Raw genomic sequence first — 17298 nt, 5'->3', positions numbered from 1 at the left:
CCCGATAAATATTTCCCAGAGTCTGCTTCTACTACTCACAGCACGAAAAAAAAGATTAAATTGACTCATTGTTAACATTATCCAATAGACTTATCCTTTAACTTAGAAGGTGAACAGGTGTGTTTATTCCTAAGCCTCCACGTCCTTGGTGAGTGTATGAATGCCGGGCATTATTTGATAGTGCCACTTTCTCATAACGTTAGTTTTAGGAACACGAAATCCGATAAACTAAAGCTAGTTTGTGATGGGAAAAGTTTTTTTTTTGATAAACGGTTAAGTAAATATCGGAGTGGTAGAAAGAATGTACAACCAAGGTGCTTTTGAAGGTGCTGCCAACGCAGAATCAGGTAGCCGTGTCTTCGTTTACGAAGTGGTGGGTCTGCGACAGAACGAAGAAACTGATAAAACTAACTACCCAATTCGTAAAAGTGGCAGTGTGTTCATCAGAGTACCTTACAACCGCATGAGTCAAGAAATGCAGCGTATCACTCGCCTAGGAGGGAAGATTGTTAGCATTCATCCTGGAAATGGTCTACAACAACTTAATGGTAAAGTGGCCGATCAGGTGAATATTAGCACTGAGGGAAATGGTCAAGCCACACCTGTAACAGCAAAGAGTGAAGTGAAAGGCTTCGCTCAAAAACCAGCTGAAGAACAGCAGAAGAATAAGGATAACAAAGGCAAAACCATGACTCAAGCGAAAGCCAAAAAAGCCCACGCTGATGTTCCTGTTAACACCTACCGCCCCAATGCGCCATTTATTGGTAAGTGTATCTCTAATGAAACATTAGTTAAAGAAGGCGGGATTGGGATTGTTCAGCACCTAAAATTTGACCTTTCCAGTGGTAATTTGAAATACATTGAAGGTCAGAGTATTGGGATTATCCCCCCTGGTGTGGACAAAAACGGCAAGCCAGAAAAGCTCAGACTGTACTCCATTGCATCCACTCGTCATGGTGATGATGTAGATGATAAGACAGTCTCCCTATGCGTCCGTCAGCTGGAGTACAAGCACCCAGAAAGCGGCGAAACGATTTATGGTGTTTGCTCTACATACCTAACTCAGTTGCAGCCTGGAGATGATGTAAAAATCACAGGGCCAGTGGGTAAGGAAATGTTGTTACCCGATGATCCAGAAGCCAATGTAATCATGATGGCGACTGGTACAGGTATTGCCCCCATGCGTGCTTACCTGTGGCGGCAGTTTAAGGATGCAGAAAGAGCGGCTAACCCAGAATATCAATTTAAAGGATTCTCTTGGTTGATCTTTGGTGTTCCCACAACTCCAAATCTTCTATATAAAGAAGAATTGGAAGAAATGCAGCAGAAGTATCCTGATAACTTCCGCTTAACTTGTGCTATCAGCCGGGAACAACAAAATCCCCAAGGCGGTAGAATGTACATCCAAGACCGCGTAGCAGAAAATGCTGATGAACTGTGGCAGTTGATCAAAAACGAAAAAACCCACACTTACATCTGCGGTTTGCGCGGTATGGAAGATGGTATTGATGCTGCTTTAACTGCTGCTGCTGCTAAGGAAGGCGTAACCTGGAGTGACTATCAAAAAGACCTCAAGAGAGCAGGCCGCTGGCACGTTGAAACATACTAAGTAGCGAGTGCTGAGTAATGAGTCCTGAGTAATGAGTTTGTAGAGTTTGTAGGGTGGGTAAATAATCCACCCTACAATTTTTTTGTATAAATAAATAGCTGAGTGTTGAGTGGTAAGTTCTGAGCCAACTCAGCACCGGCTAAACGCCGCGCTACCGCTAACAGCACTCCCTACTCAGCACTCCCTACTCAGCACTAGATATAGTTGAAACAAGAGTGGTAAGTTCTGAGTCAACTCAGCACTCATCACTCAACACTCAGCACTTAAATATAGAGTTTGGGGTTAATTTTGTGGGTGTAAAGCTGGGAATTTTAGGATTAGGTACGGTAGGAACGGGGACTGTGCAGTTGCTACAAGATGCGGCTGGTCGTCACCCGTTGTTACAAGAGATTGAAATTTATCGAGTGGGAGTGCGATCGCTAGATAAACTTCGTGATGTTAATTTACCTGCGGGAATTATCACAACAGATTTAGAAGCAATTGTCAACGACCCGGACATCGATATTGTAGTCGAGGTGATGGGGGGATTAGAGCCGGCGCGATCGCTAATTCTCCAAGCCCTCAAGAACGGTAAGCACGTCGTCACTGCCAATAAAGCCGCTATTTCTCGCTTTGGGGCAGAAATTTTCACAATTGCTAATCAAGCTGGCTTATACGTCATGCTAGAGGCGGCTGTGGGTGGTGGTATTCCCATAATTCAACCCTTGAAGCAGGCTTTAAGTGTCAACCGGCTGCATACCGTGACTGGCATCGTTAACGGCACAACTAATTACATCCTTACCCGGATGCAAACCGAAGGCATTGACTTTGCTGATGTTTTGGCTGATGCCCAACGCTTGGGTTATGCGGAAGCTGACCCTACGGCTGATGTCGATGGCTTAGATGCAGGGGATAAAATCGCAATTTTGGCATCATTGGCTTTTGATGGCCGGATTCATTTAAAAGATGTGTATTGTGAAGGGATTCGGCAAGTTAGTAAAACCGATATTGCCTATGCCGAAAAATTGGGCTTTGTCATTAAATTACTAGCGATCGCTACAAATCACGTTAATGATAACGCCCAACTATCTGTCAGGGTACATCCAACGTTAGTACCCAAGGCACATCCGTTAGCAAGTATTAACGGTGTTTATAACGCCATTCTTGTAGAAGGAGAACCCATCGGTCAAGTAATGTTCTTTGGACCTGGCGCGGGTGCAGGTGCTACTGCTAGTGCCGTCACATCAGATATTTTAAATTTAGTGGCAGCACTAAAAAGCAATACCGCCGCACCAAATGCCCTCTTAACCTGTAGACATGAAGATTACTGCCAAATTGCCCCGATAGCAGACCTCGTAACTCGATTTTACGCCCGATTCCTCACCAAAGACCAATCCGGTGTCATTGGTAAACTCGGTACTTGCTTTGGTGATCATGGTGTGAGTTTAGAGTCAATTGTCCAAACAGGCTTTCAGGGAGGACTAGCGGAAATTGTAGTTGTTACCCACGATGTGAGGGAAGGTGATTTTCGCCAAGCCTTAGCCGAAATTCAGAGTTTGGCAGCAGTTGATAGCATTCCCAGCATCTTACGGGTGTTGTAGTCTATCAAGTTAGTTTTGACGGTTCGTAGTAAGGACTTTAGTCCTGATTTTTCTAAGGACTAAAGTCCTTACTACAAACTTGGTTATCCCATCTCTCAAAACCATAAAGAACGAAAATGGTCAAGCGTTTTGCTTGACCATTTTATTAAATAAGTTCTACCCTGTAGTAGCTGTCAGTATCTGATGTATTATTTATTCAGATATTAGCTTTCTGAACCATCGTGACCAACTACTTGGGACTTCAGAGTTGTAATTTCACTGTTTAACTCTTGTCTGGTTGAAGCTTTTAGTAAGTAGCGGTAAACAAACCAAGCAGAGTAACCAATACCGATTAACTCAAAAGTTGGTGCTACCAAAGGAATATCATTCAAAGCATCTAATACTGCCAACAGTACCCTAACTGCAACCAATGATCCTAGAATTAAGCCTACGCTTACCAAGGGCTGCTTATATTGATTAAAAAAGTTACCTACATAATCAGGTAGTGTTCCTAGAAATTCAGAAATTTGTTCTCCGTATTTTACCCATTGCTCTTGAGACTGTACAGGAGGTTGGAGTTTAGTAATAGTTCCTGTTTGGTTGTTGATATCTGGCACTGTTGTCTCTTTGGATTGGGTTTGAGCGAATTCCGGTTCTTGCATGTTCACTTCCATAAATTTGACAGTTGAGTTTCTCTAATCTGGATAATTACAACCAAAAGGCTGTTGATTAGGCGATGCACTTTTGCATTCAATAGAATTTGGTGACAGGGTTTAGCGTCTTATAACCATAATTGCCCTGTAACATCTACAGCATCAACTACAAGGTAGACAGTCACTAGACAGATAGAAGTCAGAAGGCTACAGGATGTCTAAAATCATAAGACCTCACGGTATGCTGGAAACTCAGTCCCTTTAGGGCTGGGTTACTGACTATCCTAGGCTGTGTTAGTTGCTCATCATCTTACTTAAAATAAAGTACAGATCATGCAAAAATCACTCTACCTCTCATTTATATAAGCACAAACGCTGATTTCATCTTGAATATTAAAGCTATCTTAAACCGTGTTCGTCAATCAACGTATTGATTCTTGATACCAATACTTTATAAATGCACCCAATTAGGATTGATATGTCGGCAAGTTCGTAGTTAGGGTTTAAATCCTGATGCTTTTAAGCACTAAGGTGCTTACTACAAACTAGGAATACTTTGGCGCAGCCTCTGTCCACCGTAGCTGATAGTATCCAACTGACAGTCGGTCATCGCGTATTGAAGTGAAGAAATGTTAAGTTTCGGCAGATCAGAGATTTTGGTCTCAGTTTAAATACTTTTGAGAGCTTTACTAAGTAGCCAAATTGTTAGCTAAATCTGCTTAAAGATATCTAAAAAAAGTAGCGTTAAGTGCTGCAAAATCATAGTATGTCCGAAAACCAAGGACGCACAAACCAATCAGCTTTTTAGTTGAAAAACAAAAAGTAAAGTCGGCTTGACCTGAACTTAACGCCTGTGGACAAGAAGTAGCCTTCTACCTTGGAAGAAGCAGGAAGAAATCACTAAACCTAGTTTTACTAAGTTTAGGTAAGTATTTCAGAGCAGGTATGTGAGAGATCATATTGGCTAACACCCAATTCTCTCACCCCATCTTTTATTTCTTAAAGTTTAGCTGAACTTAGTTCACCCTAATCCCAATCGGGAATTACTGTACCGTCTTCGCCACCCACACCGATCGCAGTGTGATAGATTTCTGCATCAGTAATGGTGAGGTTTTCCATTGATGCGCCATACACATTGGAATCGATAACATGAGCGCGAGTCATGTTGACATTGTTGAGATTGGCTTTTTTGAAGTTGACGTTGGTGATGAAGGCTGAACTTAAGTTCGCCCCTTTCAAGTTAGCGTCAGTGAAATCAGCACCTTCGAGATTTGCACCCGAAAGGTTCGCACCCGAAAGGTTTGCTCCTCTTAAATCAGCACCAATTAAATGTGCGTCATTAAGGTTCATGCCTGATAGATTACACCCAACACATTCCCCAGTTGACAATAGCCTTTGTAAGTCTTGTGGATTCCCAGCTTTGACTGAGTTTACAAAAAATAGGGGAGTAGCTAAGACTACTGCTGCTAATAGCTTGAGTTTCATAATTTTCCCCCTTTCTCCTTATATTCGTGTCCGTTCTTTTCCTCACGGTTCTATTATCTCACTAATTTCCCAAATAATGTTGATTTAAATCACAATTTAATTTTCTAGATAACAGGTATATTCGTGAGGCTGAAAAGATTACTATCTATGCTTTATAGGCATCTTTGAGCAACGAATTAAGCATAAATACTTGACTTAATTTAATATTAAATATCTTTAAGCAAATGTATCATTAGATATATTTTTTAGGTGAAAATTTTTCCGGGATTTACCAAATAAAAAATATGATCAATTTTTACAAAAATTCAGTATCTTAAACTACAAGGTAGTCTCGAATATACTGATTAACTAATTCTGGTTGCTCTTGTTGAACCCAATGTCCGCAACCGGGAATATACTTAATTTTGAGATTTTTAACATAGGCGGCAGTGTCATAGGTAAGTTCTTTACCTAGTGCAGTATCATCTTCGCCCCAAATCATCAGTGTAGGGACTTCTAAAATACCCCAATTCTTCTGGAATAGGAAGCTGGAGAAAACATTACGGTAATAGTTCAACATGGCTGTGAGTGCGCCACTTTTGGCAGCCGATTTTTTATAAGCATCAATATCATCTGGAGTGAAGGCAGTTTTATTAAATGCTGTGCCTGAAATTGTTTTGGCGATCGCTTGATAATTATCAGATTGAAGCAGAAATTCTGGTAGCCAGGGGAGTTGAAATAAGAAGATATACCAACTACGTAACAATTGTTGAGGAGTGTAAAGACCTTGAGCAAATTTAGCAGGATGCGGTAAGTTAAGAATAATTAAACGATCAACCATTTCAGGATGAGCATAGGCAAAATTCCAGGCGATCAGCTACGCTGGGCGGTTACGCCATCGCACCACCCCAATCATGTCCAACTAAAATAACCTGAGTTCGGGATAAGGAAAAGGTATCCCCTCAATATTCCGGGGTAAGGAGTTCTTCAGTCATCAATGAAAAACCAAAAGGATTGAGAGCAGATTTTTCCTGAATAATAGTTGCTAAAGAAGGAATATTCCCAACCTGAGAAATCCGGTCACGGATATACTCAAAAAAGCTAATTCCCAACTTACGAGTAGTAGCAACAAGAGACATAAAAGTATCCCAAGCCTGAGTACCTTCTAGAGTTTGAGTGGCATAACTAATATTACGCCGTTGCACCATTGTCCTAGCAGCTAACTCCGCCGGATTATTATGCAAAGGTAATTCAGGATGCTCTAAGACTAAAAGCAACTCCGAAATTTTCAGCAGCGTTAATTGTTTTCGCTCATCCAACTGTTGATAACCGGTTTGAGTATCGAAAAGTTTCCAAAACTCAGACCGGAGTTTTTCTGCCATCTGTTGACTGGGTGCATCTTTGTAAGCCAGCAAGTCTCGGTAGTAATCCCAGAAATCATCCAGGAATTTATCAAGAGCTTTTTGGTGACAAGCAACATAAGGGGTCAACTTTTTGTAATGTCGTCCTTCATGCACCCAACACAAAGCGATATTATCAGTCAGTAATTTGAACTGAGGAGCATCATCACAAACGAGAGTTTGCACCACTGGCCAATCAGTTTGTTGATGATAAAAAGCAATCGCTGCTGCTTCTATAATCCGAGTCCGGTGTTGAGAACCTAGTTTGGGTAGATATGTATCAAGTAGAGTATTAAACTCTGCTTCACTCAACACAGTTTCTTGAGGTAATAGTTTAAGAGCATTTTTCCATTTAGTCGGGATTTGGAAAGTCTCCACTAAATTGTCTGTAAGTTGATTGAGAATCAACTCCAGTTCTGTGGCATTTTGCAATACTTTTACTACACTCAATCTGTCTTTTTTGGCAGTGGTCAGGTAGATTGTATAGAAAGGGTTGCAGACTACATTAGTGGTATAGTTCACCCCACCCACCCGCGCACCAGTTTGGTCGAAGTTTTGCCAAGGACTGCTCTCTAGTCCCGACGCATATACTTCATCTTTCTCGCTTTCAAAATCAGTGTGGTTTTTAATCAGTAGGTTCGATAAATATCCGGCTGATATGGATATCCCAATATCTTCTAAAAACTCTAATAATTTGCCTTGGGTCATGTTGCCCCCATAGTATAGGCTCATCACCAAAGCTTTTATTCCCGGACCGAATTCTCCTTCGTAACCGCAAGGCAGTTCTGCTAAATAGGTTTTTCCCACTGAAGGTGAGTAGTATTTCTCTTTACGGAATAATACGTTGTCCGTTCCCAAGGTGATGTCTTGGATGATTACTTCTTGATAGCCTTTAAACTCTGCGTCTGCTGGCAGTTTGTCCTGGGGATATTCCAATATTTGTTCTCTATTTATTTTAACTGTCGCTTTCTTACTGCCTTTGTTGTGCTTTTTTAGAGTCTGTCGTTCTTTTTCTGATGAGTGATTGTTGGCAAATCCTTTCTTGCTGCTTTTGATGTCTGGTTGACCTTTTTCTCCTTTCAGGCGGTTGTTTTCATCTTTTAACTGTTGATTTTCATCTCGTAATTCTTTGACTTCTGCTTGCAATTGCTCTATTAGGTTCAGTAATATTTCTACTGTCCGACGCATTGATTCATCTGCAATTCCTTTTGGCTCGATGGTTTGCAGTATCTCTTCTCCCAATTTTTTACTCGAATCTAGCTTTTGCGTCATGTGTCATATTTTATGATATTGCTTGTCCCTCGCTGACTTTATTTTTTCTACTACCCCTACTTATTGAGCCGATACAGGAAAAGGACAGGTAGTAAGCTGAAAATAACAACAAATCCAGCAGCCTGTCCTATGTTTAGTTTAGATGCTTTGTTCTGTCATGTAGATGATTTCTGTAAAGCGTTTGAAGCGCAATGGCACAAAAAATTGTTAAATCATGGAGGAATAAAACGTTTTCGTGCTAAAAGCTTATGTTTAAGTGAAATCATGACAATTATCATCGCTTTTCATCAAAATCACTACCGGAATTTCAAGCATTTTTATTTAAATCAAGTGAAACAACAGTGGAGTTCTGCATTTCCAGGTCTTCCTTCTTATCAACGATTTATTGAATGGATGCCATCAACCTTGATACCTTTGTGTGTCTATCTGAAGCATTGTTTTGGACAATGTACAGGTATCGGTTTTATCGATTCAACTTGCTTGAAGGTATGTCATAATCGTCGGATTTCTAGGCATAAGGTGTTTGAAGGTTTAGCCGCTCGTGGCAAGACTTCTGTGGATTGGTTTTTTGGTTTTAAGCTGCATCTGGTCGTCAATGAGTTTGGTCAACTCTTAAATGTATCTCTGACTCCTGGTAATGTCGATGACCGTCAACCAGTACCCGATTTACTGAGTGGTCTGTTTGGCAAAATATTTGCCGATAGAGGTTATGTTTCACAAAAACTTGCTTCTCAACTTTTACAAGACTTCGGAATTGAATTTTTTGCCAAACCCCGTCGCAATATGAAGAATAAGCTAATGCGTCTTCATGACAAGCTTTTGTCCCGTAAACGCTCAATTATTGAGACGATTAATGACCAACTCAAAAATATTTCTCAAATTGAGCATTCCAGACATCGATAGCGAAGCGGTAGCCGGTACCCCGGCGTCAGCCCTGTTAATTTTTGCGTTAACGTTCTTTGCGGATTAATCGCTTATTGTCATCAACCTAAGAAACCTAGCCTTCAACTGGAGTGGCTTTTACCTCCTTATCTTTAACCCGAACTCAGGTTAAAATACAACTATCGTGTCCTAATCCCCGAATTACGCCCTCAACATCCTTAATAAATTCATCCATCACATAGGCTGATTGATCTTGTGGCTTATCACTATCGTTATAGCCACGCAAATCAAGGGCAACCACCTGAAAATGTTGAGCAAATTCTGGGATTTGATGCCGCCAAGAATACCAAAACTCAGGAAACCCATGTAACATCAGCATTAAGCGACCTGTTCCTTGGGTCACATAGTGCAGTTTCACGCCGTTAGTATTGATATATTCATGCTGCCAAGAATTTTGAACTACAGGCATAGGTTGTATTTTTGCTGGAATGCTAATTAATTATCGAACAGAGTCATATTTAAAACATCTATTGGAGGTAAGGGACTTCCAGATAAAAAAAAATATCCAAACTGTAGGGTGCGTCAGTGCGATAGAACCTAACTATACTCAGAAATTATTCATACTGACGCACCCTACCCAACCATCAATTGCGGATAATTTATTTTTTGGTGTTCCCTAATATCAAGGTTGTAAAACTTCCTACTTTAGCACTGGGATAGGATATGATTTTGCTGTTGTTGGTTTTTGAGCAAAAAATAAATGACAAGCTTTGTGGAATCTCGCCTACCAATAGAACAAGTAATCAAAACTCTGCAACAGGATTTACCCACACTGTTTGAGCAAGATATATCTTATGGCATATATACAAAAAATATCTACTTTCAAGACCCAGTAAATAAATTCAAATATAAATTTAATTACCGAATTATATTTTGGACTCTAAGATTTCATGCTCGGCTATTCTTTACAGAAATCTACTTTGATGTGCATGAAGTATATCAGTCAGCCGCAGACACAATTATCGCCAAGTGGACAGTTCGGGGCGTGTTGCGTGTTCCCTGGAAAGCGAGGCTTTTTTTCAATGGTTATTCAACCTATAAACTCAACTCAGATAATTTAATTTACGAACATATTGATACTTGGGATCGCCAACCTAGTGAAATTCTCCAACAGTTTTGGCAAAAAGGATAAAGGAGGTAGGTGACAGGTTACAGAGGGAAGGAAAGCAGGGGGATAAAAATACAATGCCCAATGCCCTATTCCAAAGGTAAAACATCGTGAAAATGTTTGTAATCGATGTAACGATGTCCGTCATTTGTGTGATGAAAAATATCAACAAATCTACTGTTCCAGATAATATCTTCAGCAGCATAAGTATGACGGGCGTGAACTACTTGTGAGACGGTTTCATCAATGCCACTCAGAGAAATAATAATAGTAGTATTGGTTTGTGAGAGGGATTCTGCTGTCATACCATAAAGAGGACTAAATTCATCAATTGGGTGCATTGCTACCCAACTTAGTGCAAAACTAGGTGTTTGGTTTCTGACTAGTTTCAAATCATGAAAACGACGAATAAACTCGCCTTCTGCTGTTACTTCGTCGCGCATTAAATACACCCGCATATGTGCTTCTAATATAAAATTACGACGCTGGTTAGCAGTGCGAAACATGAAAGTTGGCATATCTTCATGGGGTGTAATCACTGCTACACGGCTAAATATCACACGGGCGGTAGGTCGGGAAAAGCGAGTAAATGCTAGTCCTGTCATGACGGCAATTCCTACCAATCCAATCATTGCTTCTATAGTGACAATAATATTGGCATAAGTTGTTTTGGGGTACATTGCACCGTAGCCAATGGATGCCAGAGTTTGCACGCTGAAGAAGAATACATCCAAAAAAGAGCCAGGTTGAGCGTTAGCAATGCAGTCTCCACCTACTAAGTAGGCTAGGGCAAATAAAGCATTAATTAATACATAAAAAATACAAATCAGGATGAGGAAACCACCCCAAGGAATTGTGAGCAATAGATGGTAAGGATCGCGCCAATAAGAATACCATGTACCCATACCAAGTATTTCAAATTGTCCTTTGTGGATTTTAATGTGAATTCGCGGCAGCAGACGTTGTTTTTTTGGTTTAGCAGGCTTTTTTATCGGAAATTTCATCGATAATATTCACAAAAAATATAGCTGGGGATTTAACTAGAACTTAAAAGCTGATATGTTCAGTTCTGGTAGACTTGAACCGGAATAAATAGATAGTATCGATTGCTCATGAATAGAATTTTTTGGATTATTGCTTTAGTTGCATTTATTAACTCCCTGAGTTTTACAATTTTAATTCCTATTATCTATCTTTATGGCAGGCAATTTGGACTCAGCGACTTCCAAACTAGTTTACTATTTTCGACTTATGCGATCGCACAATTTTTTGCGACTCCCATTATTGGCAAACTCTCAGACCGCTTTGGGCGTAAGCCTTTATTGATTATTAGTTTAGCTGGAACTGTTATTGCCAATTTATTCGCAGGCACAGCTACAACCGCAACAACTCTGTTTTTAGCACGTTTTTTGGATGGCATTACTGGGGGTAACAATGCCGTTGCTCAGGCGATGATTTCTGATGTGACTGAACCTGAACGTCGCGCTCAAGGTTTTGGTATATATGGGGCTGCAATGGGTTTAGGTTTTGTCTTGGGGCCAGCCACCAGTTTAGCCGCACAGCAGATATCTCTAGGCACAGCGTTTTTAGTTTCTGGTAGTGTGGCGATGATAGCTCTGATAATTACCACTTTTTTATTGCCAGAGACTATCAAAAGTAAAGAGAATCAAGCACACAACATCTTTGATTTGGGTTTAGATAATTTAATTAAAGGTTTGGCTATTCCTAAAGTTGGTATTTTGTTGATAATTAACTTTTTTATTGGTACAACTTTCACTCTATTTACTTTTGCTTTTCAACCTTACTTCCTAAATGTATTAAAACAAGATAACCAGTCTTTAACATTAATGTTTCTCTTGTTTGGGGTTTTAGGGGTGATAATGCAAACTTGGGGTGTGAAAATTCTTAGTAAATATTTTAATGAAGCCAAAATATTACTTTTGAGTTTATGCGTGAGAAGTTTTTCCTTTCTTTTAATGCCTGTTTTTCCTATAGTCAGTTATTTCGTATTTGTCAGTATAGTCTTTTCCTTGTTTAATTCTTTAGTACAACCCATGATTAACACTTTGATTTCACTAAATGCTAAACCAGAAGAACAAGGGACAGCATTAGGATTAAATTCATCTTATTTAAGTGTTTCTAATGGAGTTGGCCCTGTAATTGCTGGTATGTTAGTTAGTCAAGCTAATCCCCAAACCTATAGTTACCCTTTATATTTAGCTGGATTGCTCACATTTTTAGTCTTGCTATTTGCCATAGCTAATCGTAAAAGATATATTCCTATACAATAAGATGTTGCATTACAAGGTCTCTACACATCCATAACGTTAATTTCACGGTATTAGCACAGAACCCCGCTTTCTTGAAGAAGGAAGGCAGGGTTCTCAGTTTGTAGAATTGTCAAATCATTTTTCAGACTTTGGTAATTGACCTTTAGAACAACGGTCAAACCACTCTTGGTATTTTTTCTGATTTTCTTCATTGTCTACAGAAATAGATACTAATACCTGCTGACAACCGTGGTTGCGTTCTAGAGCGATCGCATTTAATAATAAACTAGCAATCTTAGGAGAAATAAAGCAGCCACTAACGCTTAAACCACTAAGTTGACTATTCAAGCCTGATCTGTCGCTCTGTGTTAACTCAACCCCATTTATTTCCCCGCACCTTAAATCAATTTCTGCTAATTGCCTATGGTCTGGGGTAATTTGTTCTACAATTAGTTTCTCCCGTCGCACAGGAACTTGAACCATCGTTGTTTCGATGACTTTCCGAATAATTACTTCGCCAATTTTATGCTTATTGTTATCAACTACTAACTGTTCTTCAAGTAAGCGAATAATTTTTTCTTCATCATTTGTATGATCTGATATTATCTGATTATCTGGAGTTTCTGAAGTTAAATATTCATTCATATAACTATATTTGTAAATTCATCATTTTAAAAATTAGTTACAAGGGCAGGTAAAGTTTTATAGAGCTTTAAATAGCTATACCTACCTGCACTTGTACTAAATTGACCTACGCTAATTAAGAATTAACGCTCCTCAATGGGAAGACCAGAAGTATTCACGTCTAACTCTTCACGGCGAATAGTCCCTTCAGCTTGAACTGTGTCTTGCTCTACAACTTTTTTGACTCTGATTTCTTCGCGCACAACAGCTTCTTTGCGAATATCAGGGGTTTCTTCATGAAGTTCTACACGAGTAACTTCACCTTCACGGAAGTTTGCTTCACCGGGGGAAACAGCTCTACCTGCATTTTCTGGTGTGATACGTTCAACCACCACTCGTTCTCTTTCTACGGGAACTGCAACCCGCGCAGTTTCTGTCTCGACGTGTTTACCAACGGTGACATCTCCGGTTTTTTGGCGGCGTTTACTCGCAATTAACCGCTCTTCATATAATTTCATGGTTTCATGATGCGGTTCATTAAGTCCATACAAACTAGGTTCTTGTTCGTATTTATAAGTATCGCGGGTATAAGCAGGTGTTGTCTCTAATGGAGCTTCTACAGGTGTTCTTGTTTCTAAAGGTGTTGATGTATCTAAAGGTTGGTTGCTGTAACTGGGATTGCGATATACTCCACGCACTCGCTCTTCATAATCTTGGTCTAGACTTAAACGTTCATTAAATTCTGGTAAGTTTTCTGCTTGTTCTCTGGTCATACCAACTGCATAAACGCGGTCTGTACCGTGGTCAATACGAGTACGACCAACTGGTAATAAAACCTTCTTACCGAAGATCCAGAAACCTAAGTCAACGATTAAATAGCGGAAATGACCATCGTCATCTACTAAAACATCATTAACAGTACCAATCTTTTCATTATTTGTTTCTGTGTAGACACCAAGACCCTTAATATCTTCACCTTGCAATGTATCGCGGTAGTTGGGATCAAAATCTTCTAATTTGTAAAGTACCATCTGCTTGAACCTCAATGTTTTATAACTTCTCTCATAATTACCAACTTAAAGATTAATGTGAGAGATGGCATCTTTCGTTTGAATGAATTTTTGGTATCCAAGAATATCAAAGGTTATATTTATTTAGTTTGTAGTAATGGCTTTAATTTTCAGGTATTTAGCCCTTACTACAAACTTTGGGATGTTTTTTTATTTGCAAATCCCTGATCCTGAATTACTTACCTCATTCTTGAGTCAACGTTGTATTACCTGCTGTATCGATATCTAATTCTTCTCGCCTAATGGTATCTTGTGCTTCTACAGTTTCTTGTTCGATGACTTTTTTTACTCTCACTTCTTCATGCACAAAAGCTTGTTTACGAATTTCAGGTGTTTCTTCATAAACTTCTATCCGTGCTACTTCTCCGGCTTGGAATTTAACTTCTTTTGGATCTACGATAGTATCTGCGGCTGTTTGTGGAACGCGTTCAATCACAACCCGTTCTCTTTGAACAGGTACTGTAACTCTTGTAGTTTCGGTTTCAATATGTTTACCAAGTGTTACTTCTCCTGTTTTCACTCGTTGTTTATTGGCAATTAAGCGTTCTTCATACAATCTAAAGGTTTGATGATATTGATCATTTAAATTGTATAAAGAAGGTTCTTGTTGGTAGCTATATTTTTCGCGGTCGTAGCTTATATCACCAGTTGGCGGACGAAAGACATTACGAACTTTTTCTTCGTAATCTTCATCTACTGCCAAGTGTTCGTGGTATTCCGGTAAATGTTCTACTTGTTGTTTACTCAATCCGTCTACATAGACACGTCTGGCAGGATAATTGATGCGAGAGAGTCCAATTGGTAGTAATATTTTTTTGTTGACTGAATCTAGATTGGTAGAAACAACTAGATAACGAAAACGTCCATCATGGTCAACTAAAGCATCGGCGATTGAGCCAACTAACACTCCACCTTCAGTATATAGTTCTAAAGATTTCACATCAGCACCAGCAAAGGTTTCTCGGTAGTTGGGGTCAAATTCTTCTAGTTTATAGAGAGGCATATTCTATTCCTGATTTTTTAAAACAATATCTGATGCCATGCTATTTCATTGGTGAAAATGGCGAGATTTCAGCACACCGCTTTCTTTCAAAAACTGGGTTTCTCGGCTCTCACAAAATAATTGAGTATGGCTATATTCATCAGCATAAAAATGTTTGGTCTTGATTCCCTCTGGCTAACGACTGAATTAGTTATGCGGAGTAGGGAGTAAGTTGGAAAATAAAGGACTAAAGTCCTTACTACAAACTGGAGGGAGTGGCGATCGCAGCAGCAGTTCCTACGGGTTGTCTAATTTGGGCTTTTACTGCCTCTACAATGGCATCAGCGTCAATTTTGGCAGCATGAAGTAATTCGTCGGGAGTACCGGAACTGGGCATATCGCGCACCGCTAACTTGATTACTTGCAGTTGTGGCCCGTCATAACTAGAAAGATCACCACTACCCGCAAAGGCATCTAGCACGGCTGCACCTAATCCCCCTTCACTCCAATGGTCTTCGACCACTACTAAGTTACCCTCTGTATCATGGGCAGCTTGATGCAGGGTTTGCACATCAATAGGTTTAATAGAGTAAGCATCGATAACCCGGACTGTAATCCCTTCATTTTTCAGGTGGTCATAGGCTTTGAGTGCTTCATGTAAAGTAATCCCTGCACCAATTACTGTGGCTTGGTCTTGGTCGGAACTACGAATAACTTTACTTCCACCAATGGGAAACTGTTCATCTGCACCATAGATAACTGGGGTGCTTTCTCGTGTAGTGCGGAGGTAGACTATACCATTGCGATCGCTCATTTGCTCTACTAACTTCGCTGTCTGATTGGCATCGCAGGGATATAAGACTGTGCTACCCCAAACAGCCCGAAACGCTGCTAAATCTTCCAATCCCATCTGAGAAGCACCATCTTGACCAATGGAGACACCTGCATGAGAACCCACTAATCTAATGTTGGCGCGGGAGACAGCCGCCATCCTCACAAAGTCATAAGCACGAGTTAAAAAAGCCGCAAAAGTAGAAGCAAAGGGTTTGTAATTTCGGATTTGCAAACCGACAGCCGCCGCCACCATTTGCTGTTCGGCAATGTACATCTCAAAGTATCGTTCTGGGTAAGCTTCGGCGAAATCTTCAGCGTAAGTAGAATTGCTCACCTCTGCGTCCAGGGCGACTACTTGCGGTTGTGCAGCACCTAAAGCTTTCAGCGCATCACCATAGGCGCGGCGAGTTGCTACCTTTGCACCTTTGTTGTAATTAGGAAGTTGCAAAGGTTGGGGTGTGGCGATGGTTGCAGGCTGTGCTTGAGTTTCTGGTTTATTGACCGTGATTGTAATTTGGTGTTCACCACCTAATTGGGCGATCGCTTGTTTTTCTGCGTCGGGTTTTAAGGCTTTACCGTGCCAACCCCCCAAATCTTCCAGAGAACTTACGCCTTTACCCTTCTTGGTGCGGGCAATAATTACCGTGGGGCGATCGTTAATACTCACAGCCGCACTAAAAGCCTGATCAATCTCCGCCAAATCGTGACCATCAATCTCAATTGCTTGCCAACCAAAAGCCCTAGCCCGATTAGCATAGGCTTGAGTGTTCCAGCCTAATTCTGTTTGACCCCGTTGACCAAGGCGATTAACATCAATTATCGCAATGAGATTATCTAGGGTATAGTGAGCCGCATGATCAAAAGCTTCCCAAACCGAACCTTCGGAGGTTTCACTATCACCTAATAATATCCAGACATTATAAGGTAGCTGATCTAAATACTTCCCAGCTAAAGCTAACCCCACACCAACGGGTAATCCCTGTCCTAAAGAGCCAGTGGCGACATCAACCCAAGGTAAAACAGGGGTGGGATGGCCTTCTAGACGACTTCCCCTTTGTCGCAATGAAAGCAATTCTGCATCAGTAATTACCCCAGCCGCTTTATACATAGAGTAAAGCAAAGGCGCAGCGTGTCCTTTAGAGAGAATGAAGCGATCGTTATTGGGGTTGTGGGGATTATCAAAATCGTAATGGAGATAATTAGATAAAAAAACTGCCATCAAATCCGCAGGCGACATTGAAGATGTAGGATGACCTGAACCAGCAATAGTTGTGGCGCGAATACTATCAATTCGCAATTGTTGCGCTAGTTCATGCCATTGGTGTAGCTGCTCCTGTGTGGTCATGGTTATTTACCTGGGTAAAAAGGAAGAAGATGATTTTTTTAAAATGGGCTTAAAATTGCTGATAATTAAGTGAAAATATCAGCGAATATTGCATCTATTAGCTAGGAAGTAAACTGCCGATATATGACTGAATGAGGTAGAAGAACCCCACCCCCAACCCCCTCCC

12 protein-coding genes and 3 pseudogenes are annotated in these 17298 nt (G+C 40.4%); 5 read left to right on the top strand and 10 right to left on the bottom strand.

The window, feature by feature from the left end; translation table 11 throughout:
* The first annotated feature begins 301 nt into the window (after positions 1-301).
* Together petH and L6494_RS24765 are read left to right on the top strand one after the other, a co-directional pair.
* On the top strand, positions 302-1609 hold the full coding sequence (gene petH, locus L6494_RS24770; RefSeq protein WP_237990380.1) for a ferredoxin--NADP reductase: 1308 nt from the start codon (positions 302-304) through the stop codon (positions 1607-1609).
* Positions 1610-1899: 290 nt separating this feature from the next.
* The gene (locus L6494_RS24765) at positions 1900-3189 is read left to right on the top strand and encodes a homoserine dehydrogenase (RefSeq protein ID WP_237990379.1); all 1290 of its coding nucleotides are present in this window, start codon (positions 1900-1902) and stop codon (positions 3187-3189) included.
* 203 nt (positions 3190-3392) lie between these two features.
* Here L6494_RS24765 and L6494_RS24760 read toward each other — a convergent pair whose 3' ends face one another.
* The 4 genes and pseudogenes from L6494_RS24760 to L6494_RS24745 all read right to left on the bottom strand — a co-directional run bounded on the left by L6494_RS24760 (position 3393) and on the right by L6494_RS24745 (position 7957).
* Positions 3393-3830 (bottom strand): CAAD domain-containing protein, encoded by a 438-nt coding sequence (locus L6494_RS24760; RefSeq protein ID WP_237990378.1) that lies wholly within the window; start codon positions 3828-3830, stop codon positions 3393-3395.
* A 1017-nt stretch (positions 3831-4847) separates the two neighbouring features.
* Positions 4848-5306: a pentapeptide repeat-containing protein gene (locus L6494_RS24755; RefSeq protein WP_237990377.1), complete on the bottom strand. Its 459-nt coding sequence runs from the start codon at positions 5304-5306 to the stop codon at positions 4848-4850.
* Between the two features lie 313 nt (positions 5307-5619).
* A pseudogene (locus L6494_RS24750) lies at positions 5620-6217 on the bottom strand (alpha/beta fold hydrolase); the annotation flags it as partial.
* A gap of 30 nt (positions 6218-6247) precedes the next feature.
* Complete coding sequence (locus L6494_RS24745) at positions 6248-7957, bottom strand: IS66 family transposase (RefSeq protein ID WP_237988702.1); 1710 nt, start codon at positions 7955-7957, stop codon at positions 6248-6250.
* 129 nt (positions 7958-8086) lie between these two features.
* On the opposite strand from L6494_RS24745, the pseudogene L6494_RS24740 reads away from it, so the two are divergent.
* Positions 8087-8995: pseudogene (locus tag L6494_RS24740) on the top strand (IS982 family transposase).
* Between the two features lie 13 nt (positions 8996-9008).
* Here the strand turns inward: L6494_RS24740 and L6494_RS24735 are convergent.
* Positions 9009-9308: pseudogene (locus L6494_RS24735) on the bottom strand (alpha/beta fold hydrolase); the annotation flags it as partial.
* Between the two features lie 291 nt (positions 9309-9599).
* On the opposite strand from L6494_RS24735, the gene L6494_RS24730 reads away from it, so the two are divergent.
* Positions 9600-10031 carry a DUF2358 domain-containing protein gene (locus tag L6494_RS24730; protein WP_442946972.1) on the top strand — a complete coding sequence of 144 codons (432 nt, stop codon included), beginning with the start codon at positions 9600-9602 and terminating at the stop codon, positions 10029-10031.
* 65 nt (positions 10032-10096) lie between these two features.
* On the opposite strand, the gene L6494_RS24725 is transcribed toward L6494_RS24730, so the two are convergent.
* Positions 10097-11011 (bottom strand): ion channel, encoded by a 915-nt coding sequence (locus tag L6494_RS24725; RefSeq protein ID WP_237990375.1) that lies wholly within the window; start codon positions 11009-11011, stop codon positions 10097-10099.
* A gap of 108 nt (positions 11012-11119) precedes the next feature.
* On the opposite strand from L6494_RS24725, the gene L6494_RS24720 reads away from it, so the two are divergent.
* Positions 11120-12298 carry an MFS transporter gene (locus L6494_RS24720; protein ID WP_237990374.1) on the top strand — a complete coding sequence of 393 codons (1179 nt, stop codon included), beginning with the start codon at positions 11120-11122 and terminating at the stop codon, positions 12296-12298.
* Positions 12299-12412: 114 nt separating this feature from the next.
* On the opposite strand, the gene L6494_RS24715 is transcribed toward L6494_RS24720, so the two are convergent.
* From L6494_RS24715 to L6494_RS24700, 4 genes are all read right to left on the bottom strand, one after another.
* Positions 12413-12922 carry a YsnF/AvaK domain-containing protein gene (locus L6494_RS24715; protein ID WP_237990373.1) on the bottom strand — a complete coding sequence of 170 codons (510 nt, stop codon included), beginning with the start codon at positions 12920-12922 and terminating at the stop codon, positions 12413-12415.
* A gap of 122 nt (positions 12923-13044) precedes the next feature.
* Positions 13045-13932 carry a PRC and DUF2382 domain-containing protein gene (locus L6494_RS24710; RefSeq protein WP_237990372.1) on the bottom strand — a complete coding sequence of 296 codons (888 nt, stop codon included), beginning with the start codon at positions 13930-13932 and terminating at the stop codon, positions 13045-13047.
* A gap of 223 nt (positions 13933-14155) precedes the next feature.
* Entirely contained in the window at positions 14156-14974 is an 819-nt protein-coding gene (locus L6494_RS24705) for a DUF2382 domain-containing protein (protein ID WP_237990371.1), read from the bottom strand.
* A 238-nt stretch (positions 14975-15212) separates the two neighbouring features.
* Positions 15213-17132, bottom strand: a complete 1920-nt coding sequence (locus L6494_RS24700; RefSeq protein ID WP_237990367.1) for a transketolase — start codon at positions 17130-17132, stop codon at positions 15213-15215.
* Between the last annotated feature and the right edge of the window lie 166 nt (positions 17133-17298).

This window comes from Nostoc sp. UHCC 0870, from assembly GCF_022063185.1.
Classification (GTDB): domain Bacteria; phylum Cyanobacteriota; class Cyanobacteriia; order Cyanobacteriales; family Nostocaceae; genus Trichormus.
The sequence above is the reverse complement of the archived record's forward strand: the minus strand, read 5'-3'. Positions and strand labels throughout refer to the sequence as shown.